At 46.4% G+C, this 17,637-nt stretch carries 18 protein-coding genes; 6 read left to right on the top strand and 12 right to left on the bottom strand.

The features are described from left to right. Window positions 1–80: 80 nt before the first annotated feature. From WBG78_RS09445 to WBG78_RS09425, 5 genes are all read right to left on the bottom strand, one after another. Window positions 81–1,700, bottom strand: coding sequence for a PQQ-dependent sugar dehydrogenase (locus tag WBG78_RS09445; protein ID WP_337326158.1), 1,620 nt, complete (start codon window positions 1,698–1,700; stop codon window positions 81–83). A 136-nt stretch (window positions 1,701–1,836) separates the two neighbouring features. After that, entirely contained in the window at window positions 1,837–2,886 is a 1,050-nt protein-coding gene (locus tag WBG78_RS09440) for a helix-turn-helix domain-containing protein (RefSeq protein ID WP_337326157.1), read from the bottom strand. Between the two features lie 94 nt (window positions 2,887–2,980). Then, complete coding sequence (locus WBG78_RS09435; RefSeq protein ID WP_337326156.1) at window positions 2,981–3,343, bottom strand: VOC family protein; 363 nt, start codon at window positions 3,341–3,343, stop codon at window positions 2,981–2,983. Window positions 3,344–3,536: 193 nt separating this feature from the next. After that, window positions 3,537–4,358 (bottom strand): AraC family transcriptional regulator, encoded by an 822-nt coding sequence (locus WBG78_RS09430; RefSeq protein ID WP_337326155.1) that lies wholly within the window; start codon window positions 4,356–4,358, stop codon window positions 3,537–3,539. A 97-nt stretch (window positions 4,359–4,455) separates the two neighbouring features. After that, window positions 4,456–5,367 carry an EamA family transporter gene (locus tag WBG78_RS09425; RefSeq protein ID WP_337326154.1) on the bottom strand — a complete coding sequence of 304 codons (912 nt, stop codon included), beginning with the start codon at window positions 5,365–5,367 and terminating at the stop codon, window positions 4,456–4,458. A gap of 264 nt (window positions 5,368–5,631) precedes the next feature. Here WBG78_RS09425 and WBG78_RS09420 point away from each other — a divergent pair, with 264 nt between their 5' ends. From WBG78_RS09420 to WBG78_RS09405, 4 genes are all read left to right on the top strand, one after another. Continuing rightward, window positions 5,632–8,010 carry an ABC transporter permease gene (locus tag WBG78_RS09420; RefSeq protein ID WP_337326153.1) on the top strand — a complete coding sequence of 793 codons (2,379 nt, stop codon included), beginning with the start codon at window positions 5,632–5,634 and terminating at the stop codon, window positions 8,008–8,010. 582 nt (window positions 8,011–8,592) lie between these two features. After that, window positions 8,593–8,829 (top strand): DUF1059 domain-containing protein, encoded by a 237-nt coding sequence (locus WBG78_RS09415; protein WP_337326152.1) that lies wholly within the window; start codon window positions 8,593–8,595, stop codon window positions 8,827–8,829. 429 nt (window positions 8,830–9,258) lie between these two features. Next, window positions 9,259–9,582 (top strand): hypothetical protein, encoded by a 324-nt coding sequence (locus WBG78_RS09410; protein WP_337326151.1) that lies wholly within the window; start codon window positions 9,259–9,261, stop codon window positions 9,580–9,582. Window positions 9,583–9,596: 14 nt separating this feature from the next. After that, window positions 9,597–10,034 (top strand): cold-shock protein, encoded by a 438-nt coding sequence (locus WBG78_RS09405; RefSeq protein ID WP_337326150.1) that lies wholly within the window; start codon window positions 9,597–9,599, stop codon window positions 10,032–10,034. Between the two features lie 122 nt (window positions 10,035–10,156). Here the strand turns inward: WBG78_RS09405 and WBG78_RS09400 are convergent, their stop codons facing one another. Both WBG78_RS09400 and WBG78_RS09395 read right to left on the bottom strand, forming a co-directional pair. Next, window positions 10,157–11,773, bottom strand: a complete 1,617-nt coding sequence (locus tag WBG78_RS09400; RefSeq protein WP_337326149.1) for an FAD-dependent monooxygenase — start codon at window positions 11,771–11,773, stop codon at window positions 10,157–10,159. Between the two features lie 39 nt (window positions 11,774–11,812). Then, complete coding sequence (locus WBG78_RS09395; protein ID WP_337326148.1) at window positions 11,813–12,643, bottom strand: helix-turn-helix domain-containing protein; 831 nt, start codon at window positions 12,641–12,643, stop codon at window positions 11,813–11,815. Window positions 12,644–12,743: 100 nt separating this feature from the next. On the opposite strand from WBG78_RS09395, the gene crcB reads away from it, so the two are divergent. Continuing rightward, entirely contained in the window at window positions 12,744–13,115 is a 372-nt protein-coding gene (gene crcB / locus WBG78_RS09390; protein WP_337326147.1) for a fluoride efflux transporter CrcB, read from the top strand. A gap of 73 nt (window positions 13,116–13,188) precedes the next feature. Then, entirely contained in the window at window positions 13,189–13,779 is a 591-nt protein-coding gene (locus tag WBG78_RS09385; protein WP_337326146.1) for a cadmium resistance transporter, read from the top strand. 81 nt (window positions 13,780–13,860) lie between these two features. Here WBG78_RS09385 and WBG78_RS09380 read toward each other — a convergent pair whose 3' ends face one another. From WBG78_RS09380 to WBG78_RS09360, 5 genes are all read right to left on the bottom strand, one after another. Next, on the bottom strand, window positions 13,861–15,078 hold the full coding sequence (locus tag WBG78_RS09380; RefSeq protein ID WP_337326145.1) for a TAXI family TRAP transporter solute-binding subunit: 1,218 nt from the start codon (window positions 15,076–15,078) through the stop codon (window positions 13,861–13,863). Window positions 15,079–15,202: 124 nt separating this feature from the next. Next, entirely contained in the window at window positions 15,203–15,976 is a 774-nt protein-coding gene (locus WBG78_RS09375) for a hypothetical protein (RefSeq protein WP_337326144.1), read from the bottom strand. Between the two features lie 164 nt (window positions 15,977–16,140). Continuing rightward, complete coding sequence (locus WBG78_RS09370) at window positions 16,141–16,599, bottom strand: SRPBCC family protein (RefSeq protein ID WP_337326143.1); 459 nt, start codon at window positions 16,597–16,599, stop codon at window positions 16,141–16,143. 3 nt (window positions 16,600–16,602) lie between these two features. After that, complete coding sequence (locus WBG78_RS09365; protein WP_337326142.1) at window positions 16,603–16,923, bottom strand: ArsR/SmtB family transcription factor; 321 nt, start codon at window positions 16,921–16,923, stop codon at window positions 16,603–16,605. 85 nt (window positions 16,924–17,008) lie between these two features. Then, window positions 17,009–17,602, bottom strand: coding sequence for a YdeI/OmpD-associated family protein (locus WBG78_RS09360; RefSeq protein ID WP_337326141.1), 594 nt, complete (start codon window positions 17,600–17,602; stop codon window positions 17,009–17,011). Window positions 17,603–17,637: the final 35 nt, after the last annotated feature.

The raw sequence follows: 17,637 nt of genomic DNA, 5'->3' as shown, positions 1-17,637 counted from the left end.
AGTCCTGTGCTATTGATGTCACGGCGGAGTGTTATGAAGGATCTATTAGCGCCGAAGGCATCACTTCTTACCATCTCAAATCATTCCTTACTGTTCTTTATCCGGATGAGCATCCCATTCATCTCATCCGTGAGCACGTACAATTTGCCTTCAGGACTCTGTACTATTTTCCTCAGTCTTTTCCTGTCATTCGTAAACAGTTCTTCTGCGCTAGTTATCTTCTCTCCATCGACCGTCATCCTCCACATGCTACCCACGGACAGGCCTCCAACCAGCAGGTTGTTTTTCCAGGATGGAAATTCATCGCCGTTGTAGAATAGTAAGCCTGTCGGAGCCACTGTGTGCATCCAGTACCATGCCGGATCGGTGAGAACGTCGTTTATCACAGGAGGTTTATACTCACTAAATCTGTACTTCCCGGTTGTCTTAACAGGCCATCCATAGTTTGCATGTGCCGCCAGTACGTTTATCTCGTCGCCCTGGTGGGTACCGTGTTCACTGAACCACATTTTCTTTGTTGACGGATCATAAGTAATTCCCTGAGCTGCCCTGATCCCAATGGCGTAAAGACCGGGAACAGCGTCTGCACCGAAGTCGGGGTTGTCGTTTGGAATGGTGCCATCAGGATTGATGCGATATATCTTGCCGCGCTTGTCCTTAATGTTCTGAGCGATGGGCAACGGTTGCTCGTCCTTTTCATTGAACAACCTCTCGCCTACTGTAAAATAAAGTTTGCCATCGGGACCGAATGTCATTCCGCCACCATAGTGAACCCGCTCGAAAGTATAAGGGGTAGCGACAAAAAGCGTTTGTATTTTAGTCAGGGAATTGTTCTCAAGAACTGCCCGGATGATTTTGGTTGTCTTGCCCTTCTCACTCTTTGCAGCATATGAAATGTAAACGGCCTTGTTCTTTGTAAAATCAGGATCCAGTAACACTTCAAACTTGCCAGTATTATCGCCGGGATGATAGAAGGCTATACTGTCGGCCATATCTGATGGAAATCCATTGATCCTGATGCGTTCTTTGCTAAGCAGGTTCACTTTTATCAGGTCCCCCTCCTTCTCGGATATAAGAACTTCATTCTCCGAAATGAATGCAATGCTCCATGGACGTTTTAATTGATCGAGAACAATTTCCTTTTCAGGTCTTGCCGGCTTCTCAACGATCTTGTGTGCTGTTCTTGTCGATATCTTATCAACAATGTACCATAGCGACCCGTCCTTCATTAGATTAAAGTAGTCAGTGAACCGGTCATTGACAGTAATGATCTCTGCCTTTGCGCTGCCGGTATTGCCGGTGATGTCCAGGGCTACGATCTGTGTAACCAGGTCCTTATTGCGGGCATGCAGCTTCTGAAGACTCAGATACTTTGCGCGATCCATCATGGTGAAAGCACCGTCGCGAAAGTACTTCAGGTGACATGTGGCGTGCATAGCACGACCAAGCCTTGCTGTGTCGCCAGTAGCCCAGCCGTCGAAGTATGCCTGAATCAATTCCCCGACGGCGGACCTGTCGGACGCAGTCAGTGTGGTAGCGGGAACCGTCGATGCTGGCTGCTGTTCCTGAGTCGCGTTGACCGGCGCCTGAGACATCTGTTGAGTGTTTGCCCTGCCTTTGGCAGATGCTTGACCATAAGAAAGGATACTGCAGCCTCCCATCAGAACAACGAGCGCCACTGACATTTTGTAGTATATCATTTGTCGGGTTAGTTAACCCTGCAAATATTGACCACGAGCCATTTCAGGAAGTAGTAAAGCCATGAATCCGGAGTACGGTTCTATAGAATCGTACAAAAAGCATTCAAATCCGCTTTTAAGCAGGCGATGCACAGCGCTAAACTTTTATCGCACCTTGTTGATAGACCGCCGGTGTGACACCCTTAAGTTTCTTAAATGCTGAAAAGAAGGTGGACTTTGAATTGAAGCCGACCTCCTCGCCCACAGCTTCAATTGTCAGATTGTCAGTTGCGGCCAAGATCCGGCACGCCTCGTCAATCCGATATTCATTGATGTAAAGGGTGAAACTCTTACCCAGGCTCTCATTGAGGAGCTGTGAGAGCTGATGCGACGAAGCGTTAATTTCAGCGGCGAGGTCGGTAAGCTTGAGATTGGGGTTCCTGAAGACTTCCTTGTCGGCCATAATCCGCTCCAGCCTGTAGAGCATCAGTTGGGCGTCGCTTTCTTTTATCTTCTTGTTCGCATACTTCTGAGAAGCTGGCACGACGAAGTCCTGCTTCCTTCTGTGCAGCAAATAGAACCCAATCGCATAAAGAACAATCGAAAAGATGATTGCACCGCTTATGTAGATGCCCTTGGAATGACCCAGTAAGGCCCAGAGATAGCAAATGAAAATAACAGTAATGGCAGTCAACGCTGATATCAGCCATATTTCGGTGCGTTTCAAAGACCGCGGCCTAGCAATTTTTATAAAGAGGTCTTTAAGCTCAATTGCCGACAGAAACAGAAAAACACCCCATTGCGCGTAAATTATCTGGACAAAATATCTGTTCCAGATAATGGGATATTGCTGATAGGGAAATACGAGGCCAGTAGCTACTATAATCAATGCCATCGATAGGATGATCCATGCCCAGCTTTTGGGCAACTCTTTGACCTGACGAATTTCAGATCTTACGTAATAGAAAAGGAATGGTCCAATAAACCAACAGGCTGAAAGCCCGATTTGTAAATACACCAACAAAAGGCTGGTATTGAAATAGTAAAGGACCGATTTTCCAATTCTCAGACTTAGAGCTATAAGCAATGCCCCGAGAAACAGGTTAGCTATATTTTCCTTGCGTGACGAAACCAGAAAGTAGACGCCCAGGATCAAACCGTTAAATGCTCCGAGGGCACTGATGAAAAACAACGCTCCGTTAACCATATTGGATTACACTTTCGTGGCCAAACATATCACCAAAGTTAATCCTTTTGCAGGTATCCGATTGGTATTTCCGAACAGCGCAGGGCGCTTTTCGTCAATGCGGCGAATGCAATCCCAGCCTGTTGCCTTCGGTGTCGATGAACATTGCATAGAAGCCCATATCCTGTCCTATTTCAGTTTTAGGAACAACGAGCCTACCGCCATTCCCGTCAATCCTGGCAGCGATTTGTTGCAAATCGTCTCCTCCATTCAAATAGACAATAGTACCTTCCGAAGACGGTGTATATCCATCTGCTTTCAGAAGCTGGACGGAGATCTCACCCGTACCCGGGAAAAGCCCCATCTTAATACCCTCCATTTCCACCACCTCGATATCTATGTTCAATATCTTCCTGTAAAAGGCCATAGCTCTTGAGAAATCCTCAGTTGGAATCTCAACAATAGAAATCATGCTCATATAATCGGTTATTTGATTTGCAGTTTGATAATTGTCAATCGTCACTTCAAATGGCATGAGCTATTGTCGCAAAAGCAATGGCGGGATAGCTACAATGAATGACCTGATCAATGATCAGTTACCACCTTAAAAGCGAATTGACCCTGCAAGTGTACGGGGCTTTGAATGAATACAATTGTAAGAATGCGACAAGTCAATCTTGCTTGTAGAATACAGAGGAAAGGATCATCCCCTCGTCGCCAAGAAATGCCTTTGGTGTTGTTCCTGTGAATTCCCTGAAGTCCTTGATAAAATGTGCCTGATTGTAGTAGTCACTTTCATAGGCAATTTCGGTGAGACTACCTGTATGATTATTGAGGAGCATCTTTAGTGCCGATTGTAGTCTGATCATTTTTCCCAACTGCTTTGGACTTACTCCGACCTCCTTCAGGAACTTACGTTCGAGCTGCCGCCTTTTTGAGGAATCGTCATTGACGATGGTATTGATAGAAACTTTTCCCTTCGTTGAAAATATGGCATCAATTGTTCTCTTCACAATTCCGTCTACAGTGGGTTTGGTAATTAATCTCTCCAAAAGGAAAGCGTCGACGAGTTCGATTCTTTCTAACGTATCTGCCGCGCTCCTGATTTTATCCGCCAGAGCGGTTGCAACTTCGTTACCAAACAGCGACACTAACGGCGTTTCTTTGTTAACCAGATCCCCTATTGATATCGACACAAAATTAGAAAACCCATATGGATAAAATCGGACGGCAAATGACTTGACATCACCAGAAGGCAGAACATAAAACGGCTCCGTGATTTGCCCCAGTACCATGTCGCGCGGCTGTATGATGTACTCGTCTCCCGATGTAAAACGCTTAACATCATCGCCGAGAATGAAGATCATTTCAATGCATCCGTCCGGCACGATAAGCTGCCTCTGTGCGTCGTTTTGATAAGGCACCTCCAGGGTCCAGTAGCATTTCACGATTGAACTTAGATCCGGATGCGGTCGAATTGTGTGATAGTCCATTCGATATTACGCTAGCAATTCGTCACAGATAATTTCAACTTTGATTGTACAATTTCAATTTCAGCATGAGCACATGCTTAGTCAGACTCCAAAAACTTCATTGCTGCCTTGTGCGCGGGCCGGCAATCAAAGACTGGATCTGTTTTTCGAGCAGATTAAAAACAAGTCCTCCCATCACGAATAATGAAGCCACGAGTTTCCACAATGGAAAATCTTCTCCAAGGAAGATAGTAGATCCCAGGAAACCAACGACGGGAATTAAGAGAGTGAAAGGCACAACGGCGGCAGTTGGATATTTATTCAATAAGAATCCCCACGCGCCGTATCCAATGTGAGTAGACATGTACGTGATGTAAGCGACAGCAATCATTGTGGTGAGGGACATATTTTGCACAGAATGCAAAATCAACGTGGGACCTTCCACGATCAACGAAAGGACCACCATAAATGGAAAGGCCACCAGGTTGCCCCAAACAACGAGTGATAAGGCAGAATCAGCCTCGACCTTTTTGGAGAACATGTTTCCGGCTGCCCAGCAGAGAGCCGCAAGAAGCGTCAATATAAGACCAATTGTTGTAGCGCCCTCGCTGCGATGCGCTGCAACTATACCGATTCCGACAAAGGAAATCAAAGAGCCACATATCTTCCATGCACCAGGGCGATCGTTAAAAAATAGTGCTGCCAATCCAATCGAAAAGAAAACCTGAATCTGAAGGACAAGTGACGACAATCCGGGAGACAATCCGAGATAAATACCACTGAACAGAAATCCAAATTGCAGCACGAAAGTAAAGATGCCGTATCCCAGGATGAATTTCAGAGGTGCCTTAGGTTTGGGTAGAAAAAACACCCAGGGAAAGGCCGCAAGACCGAAGCGGAAAGCCGAAAGCAATAACGGAGGAAACCCTTTCAGACCATAGTATATAGCTATGAAGTTCAATCCCCACACGATAATGATAATGAGGGCCATTGCGAGATGCTTTGCTGAGAGGGTGATGGTGTTTTGCATGTTAGATCAGTCCCGCCCAAGCTACTACAGCAGTCCGATTGTCACAAACATTATTCATTGCGTTAAGGGGACACTGAATATCGTTGGTGGTGCCCGCCTTCGAACGTATTTGACCGATACCGCCCGGGGCGTAGTCCATTGAAGTGGCTAAATACCCCTATAAGTGCCAGTCATGTTGGGCCCGATTTTTGGCTTGTGCCGTTCGTGCGGTGAACCGTGAGCGTTGTAAAATCGTGTCCATTCAACCTTTGAAATGCCTGCCTAATGTTAAAAAACTACGTTCTTATTGCGTGGAGGAATTTTGTAAAGCATCGGACCTTCACCCTGATTAATGTCACCGGATTCGCGCTCGCGATGGCGTCATGCTTTCTCATCATCTTTCACATCAACAGCGAGATCAGCTACGAAACTTTCTATCCCGATTACCAAAACATTTATCGGATTCACCCTCCAGAGTGGGCAAAGAGCTCTCCGCCCATGGCCCAGGCGTTGGAAGATTTTTTTCCTGAAATAAAATCGTCGGCGCGGTTTTATCCATTCGGGAGCGGGGCGATTCTTACGTATAACGATTTCAGGACGGTGGTTGGGCCATCCCATATGGCCGATAGTACCGCGTTGACTCTTTTCAATTATCAGTTTATTGAAGGAAGTGAACACAATTCTCTTCGCGTGCCCTTCACCGCAGTCCTCACTGAATCCCTTGCCAGGAAGATCTTTGGCGAGGACAGTGCTGTTGGTAAAACTATTAAGCTCAATGATGATATGGAGTTAAGTATCACCGGCGTTGTGAAGGATCTGCCGGAGAACACGCATCTTCGGTTTGATATGCTGGTAGCATTTTCCACCTTTTACAAGATCATCCCAGATAACTGGACTTCTAACCGCGGGTGGATGGCGCCATTTACCTATCTGTTAATTGAACCTGGGAAGCTCGCGCAAGTAGAAAGTAAAATACCTCAGTTTCAGGTGAAGTTCTATGAAGGCTGGGACACATCGGAGAACCTGGGGAAGAAAGCAATGCTTGAACTTCAACCTATCAGGGATATTCACCTCCACTCCCACCTCGAACAGGAGACGAGTGAAAACAGCAACGTCAGCTACCTGTACATCTTTGCTGCGGTTGCGCTGTTTATCCTGTTTATGGCCACCGTTAACTTTATCAACCTTAATCTGTCTCTTACCTTCAACAGGATGAAAGAGACTGGTCTTCGCAAAGTAATGGGTGCTTTGAGGCCTCAGTTAGTGAAACAATATCTTTCTGAGACCTTTCTCATGAGCAGCTTCGCCTTGGTACTGGCGCTCTGCCTGTTCTTTGCCGTGCTGCCCAATTACAACGCCCTGGCCGGACGCAAAGTCCATATTACAGACGTACTTACTCCCGGAAACATCGCGATCATGGCAGCACTCATCATCTTTGTCAGTGCCTTGTCGGGCGCCTATCCGGCGCTATTCATGTCGCGGTTTAAACCTGTCGACGCTCTGCGAAGCCAGAAAGGTCCGGGCTCATCGACACCGGCAATACGGAGAGGACTGGTCGTGTTTCAATTTGCTGTGTCAGCATTTATGATCGCCAGTACGCTGATTATTATACGACAGATGCACTACTTCCAGGATCAGGACCTGGGTTTCAACAAAGACAAAGTTATTTCGGTTGGCCTCTATGGAGACTTTGCAAAGACTAATGCAAAGAGTCCCGACTATGTGAGGTCGCAGCTCATGAAAGATCCATCGATCATTAGCATCGGCTCTGCGACGAATCTTCCGGGTGGTGAGCTTAGCGTCGAAAATGTAGTGCCTGAAGGTGCGGATCCCAAAGCCGAATTCCCGCAGTTCCGCGTGATGTCCATCGACGACGGTTTTCTTCAAACGCTGGAAATTCCGATAATAGAAGGTCGTGCTTTTTCAAGAGCGTACAACGATTCTGCTGCCTTTATTGTTAACAAGACTGCCCTTAAAGCGCTCAATATCAGTAACGCCATTGGCGCAAGGATCGTGAACCAGACAAGAAACATGCCCGGCATTATTGTCGGGGTGGTTGATGACTATCACTTTTCCTCGCTCCACAACGCCGTCGAGCCGTTGCTGCTCCAGTACAACCCCAAGTACTCTAATCATCTGCTCATCAAAACCAATTCGAACGACCTTCAAAATGCCATTAGTCATGTGGAAAGCACAGTGAAGCAGATCGCTCCGTCAAATCTGTTTTCTTATACCTTCGTAGAGGACCATTGGAACGAGCAATACAAGGAAGAAAACAAAATGAACGTGCTGTTCAACACCTTTTCGGCGTTCATGATCGTGATCTCCTGCGTAGGGTTATTCGGACTTTCGGCTATCACGATGCAAACACGACGTAAAGAGATCGGCATTCGGAAAATCGTTGGCGCGACGGTACCCTCAATCGTGAACATCGTATCAAAGGAGTTTGTAATTCTTGTGGTCGCCGGTTCCCTCATAGGCTTGCCGTTGTCGTGGTATGCAATGAATGCCTGGCTGTCGAAGTTTGTGTACAAGATTGATGTTACGGCCGACGTGTTTGTGATCTCGGCAATGGCATGTGTGGTAATAGCCGTGGGTTCGGTGATCTTCAATGCCCTACACGCGGCCCTCAGGAATCCAATTGAATCGCTTAGGAGTGAATGAAGTTCCGGCTTCATCGCCCGCCGGGACCACCCCGGGAAATTTAACCACTGCATTTTGGCGGGACTGTAAGAAGCTCTTGGGGCCCGTTAGGCGGAGCCCATACGGACTATTAATGGAGACTATACGGAGACTATGTAAACATCTGTATAAGGTCTATATAAAATCAGTATATTGTCTCTATAAAGTCTGTATGTGAATTTTCAAAAAGGACGGAGCAAGTCGCATCCTGTTGTTAATCAATAATTTACGGATCTTTTGAATTCAGAACAGGAGCCCCTAAAAAACGACTCTCTTAAGAATATCTCAGTCATTACCCGTGAACAGCTCGGCTGGCCGGCTCCTATAATATCTTTATAATAGTGGAGTGTATGCCGCCGCAAAATCGACGACTTGGGGGCAAAGCTTGCAAGAAACGGGAACAAGATAAGTTGCTGAAAATTAACTATTTATACACACATAACAATATCAAATCATTTGACAATATCTCCAGTCCCACCAAAGAAAAATGGGCATAGGCTAAACTCCATACCATCAGCATTATCAATTCACTGTACTACATTTATCTGACCAAAATCATACACCATGAAAACAATGACCTGTAGTCAACTGGGTGGCGCCTGCGAGCAAAAATTCAGTGCCAATACCTTCGATGAAATTGCCAAGATGGTGAGTATGCACGCGCGGGAAATGGTTCAAAACGGGGACGCTGCACACATTGAAGCCATGAACGAAATGCGGAAAAGCATGACCTCGCCTGAGGCCATGAATGCCTGGATGGAAGAAAAGAGGAATGCATTCAACAGTACAAAGGCTGACTAGCGTTTAGACTGCCGCTGCTAAATCATTTCGCCCGACGCACCAGCGTTTTTCCAACAGATCAACCCTGGACTGCCTCCATCACTGCCGAAGAAAAAAGCATTTTTTGATGGCAGCAACGAAGGTCGGAAGTGGTTTCCCAGCAATAGGTTATTTTCTGAAAAAGAAGTAGGTTTGAAGTCTTGATTAATCTATTCGGCCACACTCCAGACTCTATTCAAATTTCCCTTCCGATAAGTAAATTGGGGGAATTCTTAGTAAGGCCAAACTCCGCCGCTTTATTAAGTTGTAGAAAGAGAGATCACGTTTTTGAGTGGTATCGTTCGCAACGGTCAGGCTGGCTGAGAGATTGCTAATCTCAGTCTGTCCCGTAGTAATCAGATAATCAGTGTGACAATTGAAACAAAGCGCTAATCAACTAAAAAGAGCCACATGTCATTAAGAACATATACAGGGTTATGGAGCAAATACCGACCGGCGATCCTAAGGTTGATGCTGGATGCGGCAACTGAGCCACAACAATATAAGCTTTCAAATCACGAGTTTCACGCATTAAATAATGGCAAGAAGGGAACTTTCACATTTACGTTAGAATTATCAAACGGGAAAGCGACGAAAGGCTTTAAGGAATCATTGGTAGCGCAGGACCTGGTTGAGATTCTGCAGGGGTCCAAGAAAGCCACGGAGCTGATATCCGCATCAACATTTCAATTTTCACTAGACAAACAATTTGTTTTGCACATACAAAAGCTTTGAAATAAAACGATCGCATGGCAGATACATTCAACAAAAAAGAATTAGAGAAAAGAAAACAGCAGAAGAGAAAAGAAAAGGAAGAGCGGAAGGCTGAACGCAAGGCTAACGCCAAGTCCGGCACGATGGAAGACATGATGGCCTACGTGGATGAAAATGGAAATATCTCATCCAAACCGCCGGATCCCACGAAAAGACGCGATGTCAAAGAGGAGGACATAGTTATTGGTTCCCGAAACATCGGCGGAATCGAATCTATTTCAGCGAGGAAGGGTAAAGTGACCTACTTCAACACCTCTAAAGGTTATGGGTTCATTAAAGATCTCGAAAGTCAAGAGAGTATTTTTGTTCATATGAGTTCTTTGTCAACTCCAGTGAAAGAAAATGATTTTGTTTCCTTTCAGGTTGAGAATGGTGTAAAGGGCCCCACTGCCGTTTCCGTTAGAAAAATCTGATCTTGGGCGCTGGCCGGCATGCCTGAAAAAGAGCTGCCGGCGGGCGTTAATAGGTTTGTCTTTGTTACTGTTAGCTCTAATCTGATTGTATTCAGCCGCCCCCCGGCGTTTACTCCAGTTTTTCAAATTTCAATAGTCCCCCTGGATGAATGCTCTGCCGCGTTTTTAATAAACCAGCGGCCAGTGGCCAAACGAAGCGCCGCATCGTCGATTTCGTTGCTGGCGGCCCAGGCAACCATGCCATCTGGCCTAATAAGGGCGGCAATTATTCCGAAACGGTCTTTAGGATCCTCTAACTCTACATCCTTCCAATTTGCGGAGCCGGAAATGTATTTAATCCGCCCTTCGAATTCATTTGCCAGTGTGCGCAATGATGCATTTGACGTGAAGTCAAGAATTATTCCGCACCCGTCGTGCATGAGTTCGCCGATGGTTGATCCATCCTCAAATTCAAAATTCGGAACGCTGTAGCCCACCAGGGGATGGCTTCCGCCAAGATCATAATGACATTGAATGCCCCACACCCGTCCTGCCATATAAGTAGCGCCGTCGCGCGTGTTAACGAGATCGCGGATTATAGCGTTCAGTGCGCGCGCATGTGGTGTTGGCCTCATGATCGCAACCTGCGCACGCGACCAATCGAGAACCTGTGCTCCTACCGGGGACCGTTCGCTTTCGTAAGTATCCAGCAAACCTTCCGGAGCATAACCATGAATATTTGCTGCCAGCTTCCAGCCAAGATTCATGGCATCGCCGAGACCCAAGTTAAGGCCCTGGCCTCCTAACGGAGAATGTATGTGAGCGGCATCGCCAGCCAGAAACACTCTTCCCTTTCGATAGGACGTTGCCTGTCGCGAGCGATCGGTCCACGTAGTCGCTATGCGCAAGGCGCCAATCGTTACATCTGTATTTGATACCCGACGAAGAACTGCCTGCACATGTTCAAGCGTGATGGGCTTCCCGGAATCGTGAAATGCCCCGCTGTCGAAATCCTGAATATTGAGATAACCAGGTTGTGATTGCAGGTACATACCCTGGGCTGTCAAATTACGACCCGGAAGTAGCTTCTCTGGATCAACAATATCAGCCTGCACGGAATATCCGGTGAATTCTGGTTCCGTGCCAGCAAACCCGAAATCGCCCTGCTTGCGAACAACGCTACGGCTACCATCACAACCTACAAGCCATTTAGCTTTGAACACAAGATCACCTGACTGTACCGTCACGCTTTCCTGAGTTTGAATAAAATCATCAACGGCAACGCCTCGCCTGATCTCTACGCCAAGAGCTATTGCGCGACCGTTCAGAGCCAGTTCAAGCTCATTCATTTCGGTCAGCAGGCTGGCGGGAGTCGAACTTGCTAATCTGCTCGGCCACTGCGACGAGTCAATATTGCCTTCGAGAAATGGAATGCCTGCAAAGTGTCCTACCTGTCGCGCCGGTCCCAGCTGCGTATTCGAAGCGTGAGGATTCTTAAGGCGTTTATGCAGGTCCAGTCCGGTCAATAATCCGCGACGGTGAAGGGCCTCAACGGAAGGCGCCGATAGTCCACGAATACCAAATGGGATCTTCTTAAGCGCAGAGTCAGCATCATTACTCTTTTCCAGAACTAACACCGTGCATTTTGTAAGCGCCAATTCACAGGCGAGAAAAAGTCCTACAGGTCCACCACCGGAGATGATAACATCGTATAGGTATAGATTGTCTTTGTATTGAGGTCTTTCATGCATCTCATTCATATCATTGATTGAGATACAAAATTCAGGGAGGTGACCTCCTTAATCTTGTACAAACGCGACAAAATCGTTTTTGACTATTTGTTTTTGCTGCCGGGCCTTTCTTGCGAATGCCCCAGGCGTTGTGCCACTGTAACGTTTGAATTCCTTACTTAAATGTGATTGGTCGGTATAACCCAGTTCTTCAGCAAGTCCCGCGATACTCGTTTCGGGGCAAAGCCATAGTTGGTTTCGTACCTGCTCGAAGCGCATAACCGCAGAGATGTCTTTCACGGAGTGACCTGAAGACTGTTTGAACTTTCGCTCCAGCGTACGTACCGTTGCGTGGGCAGCTGACGCCACCTCGCTCACCGGGATAGTACCGTTCGCTTTGAGCATTGCCAGACCCGCCTTGAACAGCATGCTGTCCATTGATAAGCGTGACCGCGCCTCCACAAAATAGCTTTTTACCAGACTTATAGCTTCGTCTACTCTGCCCTCTAATATTTGTTTCTCAAGGGCAGGTTGCAGTTTAGCAATAGGATGCTTTATGATACGAATCCCGCCCTTGCTGGACGGGAGCTCAAGCAGATCAAAGACTGACCAGGGAAAACACCTGATGCCTATGATTTGCAATTGACTTTCGGTCTGGAACACAGCGGGTTTATTAAGCAGTCCAATCATGAACGGTGAAGGCAGCGGTTCAAATCCGTCAGATGACTTAAAGCTCAGGATACCGAAATGAAAAATGATTTCCGTGTAGCCATCTGGCAGCACTTCAAAATCTGGCTGCGACTCATCTGCTGCCCTGACATTGTACCAGAAACATTTTATGGCATCTTTCAGTATGTCCGAAGGCTCAAATTCCTGGTGCAGCATGATGAAAGTTAGCACTTTTGGAGTCAATTGGTGACTGCATTCAGAAGTAATGAGGTGCTATTTCAATTCGAATTCTGAATTCAATACTTTTATGACTTCCAATAAAAAACCTCTTATGAAGACTGTAGTACTGGTGGGCATCGGTGGGTTCATTGGCAGCATCGCCAGGTATCTGGCTACGCTGTATTTCAATAAAATTGTTCCTCCCCCATTTCCCTTTGGAACATTCATGGTGAACATCATCGGATGCCTTCTCATTGGAATCTTCTTTGGGGTCTCTGAACGGCTTAACTGGATGAGCAGCGACCTGAGGATTTTTCTCACTACCGGTGTTTGTGGAGGGTTTACAACCTTCTCAGCTTTCGCCTATGAAAATGTGCGGCTGCTTCAAAGTTCGGACTATATGACTTTTGCCTTGTACGCGGCAGCCAGCTTTGTTGTTTGCCTGGTATCTACATTCTCCGGAATAGCCCTTGCGAGAATTTAGAGATTGAGTTGAACACATCCCGCTACAAACAATACCAAACAACATGCATCGACAATAGGAAAAGAAGAATAACATGATTCAGACCATTGTCGCTTCAATTCTCGCTTTTGCTGCAACGAACATTGACGACATATTTATACTAATGCTATTATATGGCAACAGGAGGATCGCTTCGGCAAACATACTGCTTGGTCAGTTGCTGGGTCTCGGTACCCTAGTGTTTGTGTCATACATAGGTTCTTTTATTGGAAGCATCATCGATCAGCGTTTCATCGGACTTCTTGGTTTATTTCCGATCTATCTTGCTGTGACGCATACAATTTCTCTGATACGAAACAATGCCGAGGCTGATGAGGAAAGCGCGGTGCCAATGAAAACTACCAGTCTGATTGCCATTGCCGGAGTAACCATTGCGAACGGCGGAGACAACATTGGTGTATACGTACCGTTGATGGCCACCATGGATCAATTTGAGAAGATTCAGCTCATATTGGTGTTTGGCATCATGACTTACCTATGGTGCGTGATTGCCCGATATTTGTCTAACCGGCCAGTCATTGCACGTCAGCTTGAAAAGTACGGACATATTGCAATGCCCATAGTTTTATTCTTGCTTGGAGTGTTAATTCTCGCAGAGAGCGGCACTCTCTCGCTCATCATTTAATATACAAGAGTTTATTGAAGATGATAGCATCTGTCCGCTTCGCGGTGCCAACGTTGTATTTGTGCAAGCAGGTAGAGCACTTTATCGCAACCGAAGATTCGTAAGCTCTTGCTGAAGAAGACGGGAGAAGATATGAAAGTCATTCTTATCCATTTTCTCATTGGTCATTTGCAGAAGTGCGCGTTGAAAAAGATCATTCAAACGATCTGACTGTTGCTGTACGGTCAGATCGTTCTTTGATCGGATGTCCAGAAACTCCAAAAAATATTGATCGATTCGATCTTTCTTAATCTGCCGCAGCCGGTTATTCACGGCCTGAACTATGCTATACAAAAGAACTGCGATTGAAAGCACAAGTGCAAGCGTATCGGCATATCTTTCCAGAAATGTGGGCGTGTCTCTACGTAAATAGCTGGATGTTCCTTCGTGTAAAGGGAATAGCAAGGTCGAGCGGCTGATGGACTCAGAGATTGAGCGATACATGGGATCTTTACGAACCAAAGCCATTTTTCCCTGCAGAATTGTTTCCGCGAGCTGGAAGATAGCATTCTCGCCAACATCCTTGCGCGTTACGAGTATGGCATCCGTTGCAAAAGTATGGATGGCTGTTGAATGCAGATCTCCGGGCAATGCAGGAAAAGTAAGTGGTTCTAGGGTGGGGTCACCAAGCGTTTGAAAGTCGACCCAGTCCTCAGAGAATGAAATAGCCTGCCATCCCGAATCCAGCATTTGTTGTGATCGATTGCTATAAGGGCTGCCCCAGAACAAGCGCACGTCAAATGAATCTCTGTCGCTCTGAACGATCCTAATATTATTAATATGAGCACGGGAAAAAAGCTGCGTGATATTACCATGCCCTTCCCCGTTCAAGATTTCAACACCAATAGTTTTATTCTCCAGAATCTGCCGGGTATTCTGACCCCTCGTAGGCTGACGGGTGAACCCCAATAACGCGCGTTTCGTCATTGGAAGAACACATCTTAGTTCGGAAGCATCATCGCCCAGGCCTTCAATAATGTGCGAACTAACATTATTCACGAACGCAAGATCAGCCTCGCCTTTTGCCACAAGTTGGTTTGCTTCAATGTTTCTATCCGTGTACACCACGGAAATCTCGTAGCCAGCCCGTTCAAGCAAAGATTTGACATGGGATAGCATCGTGTTGTACAAGACATCAGTTTTGGGAACTGCGATCCGAAAACGCTTCTGTGGATGATAGATGTCGCAGCTGACGACTGTTAATGCAATGAGTCCTAAAATGCTGGCTAAGGTGTAAAGTCTGGAGGGGTACTTCTTCATTCAGGCGGCTATTACTTTTATGCCGATGCGCTTCCGCAAAGATCAGCGCGAAAAATAATCAACGCTATCAAATATGGCAATCTTATGGCAGCCATGACCCCGTTCGGCAAATTAATTCTGTGAATTATCGGGCAAAGTTCCAGGAGAATCCAAACCTAAGCTCCATCATCTGAACAGGGTTGGAATACAAATATCCAACGTGGTGCTCATGTACAATCTGCGTTTGGGTATTGATGAATTGCGCAGTTGCATGATCTATAGCTCTTGGGTTCGAGTTCTGACTGTGATCTGCATCGGCATCCATATATCGAACATGTCCTCCCTGTGTCATGTTCACCGAAGATTCGAAATAGAATGACCCCGGTGTAAGTTTCTTGAAGACAGATACTAAATCGAACTTCGCACCCGCCCCGATGGTGCCGATGAAGGTCCCATCACTGTATAGCTTATCGCTGTCAAGCGGCTCACATTGATCGGCATCATCCGGATCATACACATTCAGGTCGGTGGTGTACATTGCATATCCTACTTTCCCAACAAGATAAGGCCGTATTACACCATGGGTGGTCATGTACCATCTTCCATATCCTGTAATATTGGTATAGTAACTCACCACGCTAATCTCCATGGGTGCGACCAATCCGTCGCCCATGGTATATTCCTGCTTCGATTTTTCATTGTCATACTGGGTGTAACTTATGTCAACGCCAAATGCAAAACGCTGCGATGGCGTAACCGTTCCAATATTAAGGTTAACCCCGTGCCCCCGATCGATCACTTTACCCATGCCACCAAACGGGTTTGCATAAAGGTAGTTTGCACCGAATTCAAAGCCCCATACCTGCGCCTGTGCGGCGAACGAGGTCATTACAAACAGAAGTGTGTACAGATTTTTCATGGGAATAGCGTTTACAATTTTAACGGGTTGCTTCATTCTAAATATCAGTCGTCAGGTTAAGAGAGCATTTAACGCACAACAACCATCGATTCGAAAGCATCTATAAGATACAAAAAAAGCCAGAGCTGCTGTCAGTCTGGCTTCAAACAAATGATCGAATATTTCTACCGCGCTTCTGATTGTAGCTGCATTGCCAGATAGCTTCCTAGCCTGTCCGCATTCTGTTTCTGTCCTTCTTCGGCGCCATGGGCCTTAACAACGATTTCGCGCATTTCCGCAGTTTCAAACTGCATGGACCAGTCAACCAGAGTCTCGTTCCCCTTCGACTCAAACAGTACAGTGGTAATAAAGTATGGATTGAAATGCTCAAAGACAATCTTTTTATGAAGCACAATTTCCTTAAACACGCTGCGGTTAGGATAGTTAGTACCATCCGGCCCGTGCAACGTAAGTCTCCATTCACCACCTTCCTTAACATCCATTTGATGGATGGTTGAAGTGAAACCATTTGGCCCCCACCAGTTTGCAATATGATCCGGATTGGTCCAAACATCCCACATCAGCCCGATCGGTGCTCTAAAGGTCCTGACAATTCTCAGTTCGCGGTTTTGTGTGTTTTCCATAGGTCAGTCTTTTTGAAGTTTGTTGATGTAATTATCAAGATTGTCAAGACGTGATTCCCAGATAACCCTTAACTGATCCATCCAGAGATCGATCTCCTTCAGCTTTTCGAATTTCAATTGATAGTAGATCTCCCTCCCCTGCTGGTTCGATTCGAGCAGTCCGCATTCGATAAGGATTTGAACGTGTTTCGAAACCGTAGATCTGGCTGCGTCAAACTTCTCAGCAATGCCGCCAGCTGTAACTGATTGGGAAGCAAGCAAAATAAGGATCCCCCTTCTGGTGGGATCAGCTACTGCCTGGAAAATGTCGCGTCTTTCAATCATATGTCGTCATTTGACGACAAATATATGTGACGTCAAATGACGACACAAATACGGACACTGATTTTCGAAGAAATTTTTCGTCAGATTAGTCTTCGAGTCCCTTTCCTTTTAGAATATCAGGAATGCTTTTTTCCACGCGGGCATGGCGGGTCTTCGACTGTTTGGCCGCTGAAAAATATAACAGATAACCTCGTTGCCGGCCGGGCGTCAAGCCTTCGAAGGCCTTACGGAGCGCTGCGCTTTCACCGAGACGTTCCTGGAACTCTTCCGCCATCGCGAACTCCTCCGGCTTCTTAAAGCTCACCTTAAGGCCAGCCTTCTCGACTTTGATCGCGTCCTGGACAAATTTCTTCAAAAGAGTCTTGGCGCCAGTCACTTCCCGAACGCCTGTAAAACGGATCTGTCGCGCTGACTGGACGTTCTTGGTTTGCTGAACCAAAACTCCATCGGGATCCTTGAGCAGGGCGCCTTTAAAAAATAATACAGCACAATACTCTTTAAAGGTGTGAATGAGGACGATGTTACTGCCTTCCAGAGTATAGCATGGACAACCCCATTTTAACTCTTCGTTTAAACCACAATCAAGAATGATCGTTCGCAGTTTTTCAATCTCTTCCTTCCAGGTCTTCGCCTTAGTGAAGTAAAAGTCGACCTTTGGATTTGTCTCGCTCTTTGCCATAGTTAACTGTCTTTAGATTCGAAGTAATAACGTGA

Origin of the sequence: Chryseolinea sp. T2 (assembly GCF_037203685.1) — a bacterium.
Lineage (GTDB): Bacteria > Bacteroidota > Bacteroidia > Cytophagales > Cyclobacteriaceae > Chryseolinea.
The sequence above is the reverse complement of the archived record's forward strand: the minus strand, read 5'-3'. Positions and strand labels throughout refer to the sequence as shown.

What these genes read in the sequence shown, in the direction of transcription:
- WBG78_RS09445 (WP_337326158.1), bottom strand. Translation starts at nt 1,700, where the DNA reads ATGATATACTACAAAATGTCAGTGGCGCTCGTTGTTCTGATGGGAGGC.
- WBG78_RS09440 (WP_337326157.1), bottom strand. Translation starts at nt 2,886, where the DNA reads ATGGTTAACGGAGCGTTGTTTTTCATCAGTGCCCTCGGAGCATTTAAC.
- WBG78_RS09435 (WP_337326156.1), bottom strand. Translation starts at nt 3,343, where the DNA reads ATGAGCATGATTTCTATTGTTGAGATTCCAACTGAGGATTTCTCAAGA.
- WBG78_RS09430 (WP_337326155.1), bottom strand. Translation starts at nt 4,358, where the DNA reads ATGGACTATCACACAATTCGACCGCATCCGGATCTAAGTTCAATCGTG.
- WBG78_RS09425 (WP_337326154.1), bottom strand. Translation starts at nt 5,367, where the DNA reads ATGCAAAACACCATCACCCTCTCAGCAAAGCATCTCGCAATGGCCCTC.
- WBG78_RS09420 (WP_337326153.1), top strand. Translation starts at nt 5,632, where the DNA reads ATGTTAAAAAACTACGTTCTTATTGCGTGGAGGAATTTTGTAAAGCAT.
- WBG78_RS09415 (WP_337326152.1), top strand. Translation starts at nt 8,593, where the DNA reads ATGAAAACAATGACCTGTAGTCAACTGGGTGGCGCCTGCGAGCAAAAA.
- WBG78_RS09410 (WP_337326151.1), top strand. Translation starts at nt 9,259, where the DNA reads ATGTCATTAAGAACATATACAGGGTTATGGAGCAAATACCGACCGGCG.
- WBG78_RS09405 (WP_337326150.1), top strand. Translation starts at nt 9,597, where the DNA reads ATGGCAGATACATTCAACAAAAAAGAATTAGAGAAAAGAAAACAGCAG.
- WBG78_RS09400 (WP_337326149.1), bottom strand. Translation starts at nt 11,773, where the DNA reads ATGAATGAGATGCATGAAAGACCTCAATACAAAGACAATCTATACCTA.
- crcB (WP_337326147.1), top strand. Translation starts at nt 12,744, where the DNA reads ATGAAGACTGTAGTACTGGTGGGCATCGGTGGGTTCATTGGCAGCATC.
- WBG78_RS09385 (WP_337326146.1), top strand. Translation starts at nt 13,189, where the DNA reads ATGATTCAGACCATTGTCGCTTCAATTCTCGCTTTTGCTGCAACGAAC.
- WBG78_RS09380 (WP_337326145.1), bottom strand. Translation starts at nt 15,078, where the DNA reads ATGAAGAAGTACCCCTCCAGACTTTACACCTTAGCCAGCATTTTAGGA.
- WBG78_RS09375 (WP_337326144.1), bottom strand. Translation starts at nt 15,976, where the DNA reads ATGAAAAATCTGTACACACTTCTGTTTGTAATGACCTCGTTCGCCGCA.
- WBG78_RS09370 (WP_337326143.1), bottom strand. Translation starts at nt 16,599, where the DNA reads ATGGAAAACACACAAAACCGCGAACTGAGAATTGTCAGGACCTTTAGA.
- WBG78_RS09365 (WP_337326142.1), bottom strand. Translation starts at nt 16,923, where the DNA reads ATGATTGAAAGACGCGACATTTTCCAGGCAGTAGCTGATCCCACCAGA.
- WBG78_RS09360 (WP_337326141.1), bottom strand. Translation starts at nt 17,602, where the DNA reads ATGGCAAAGAGCGAGACAAATCCAAAGGTCGACTTTTACTTCACTAAG.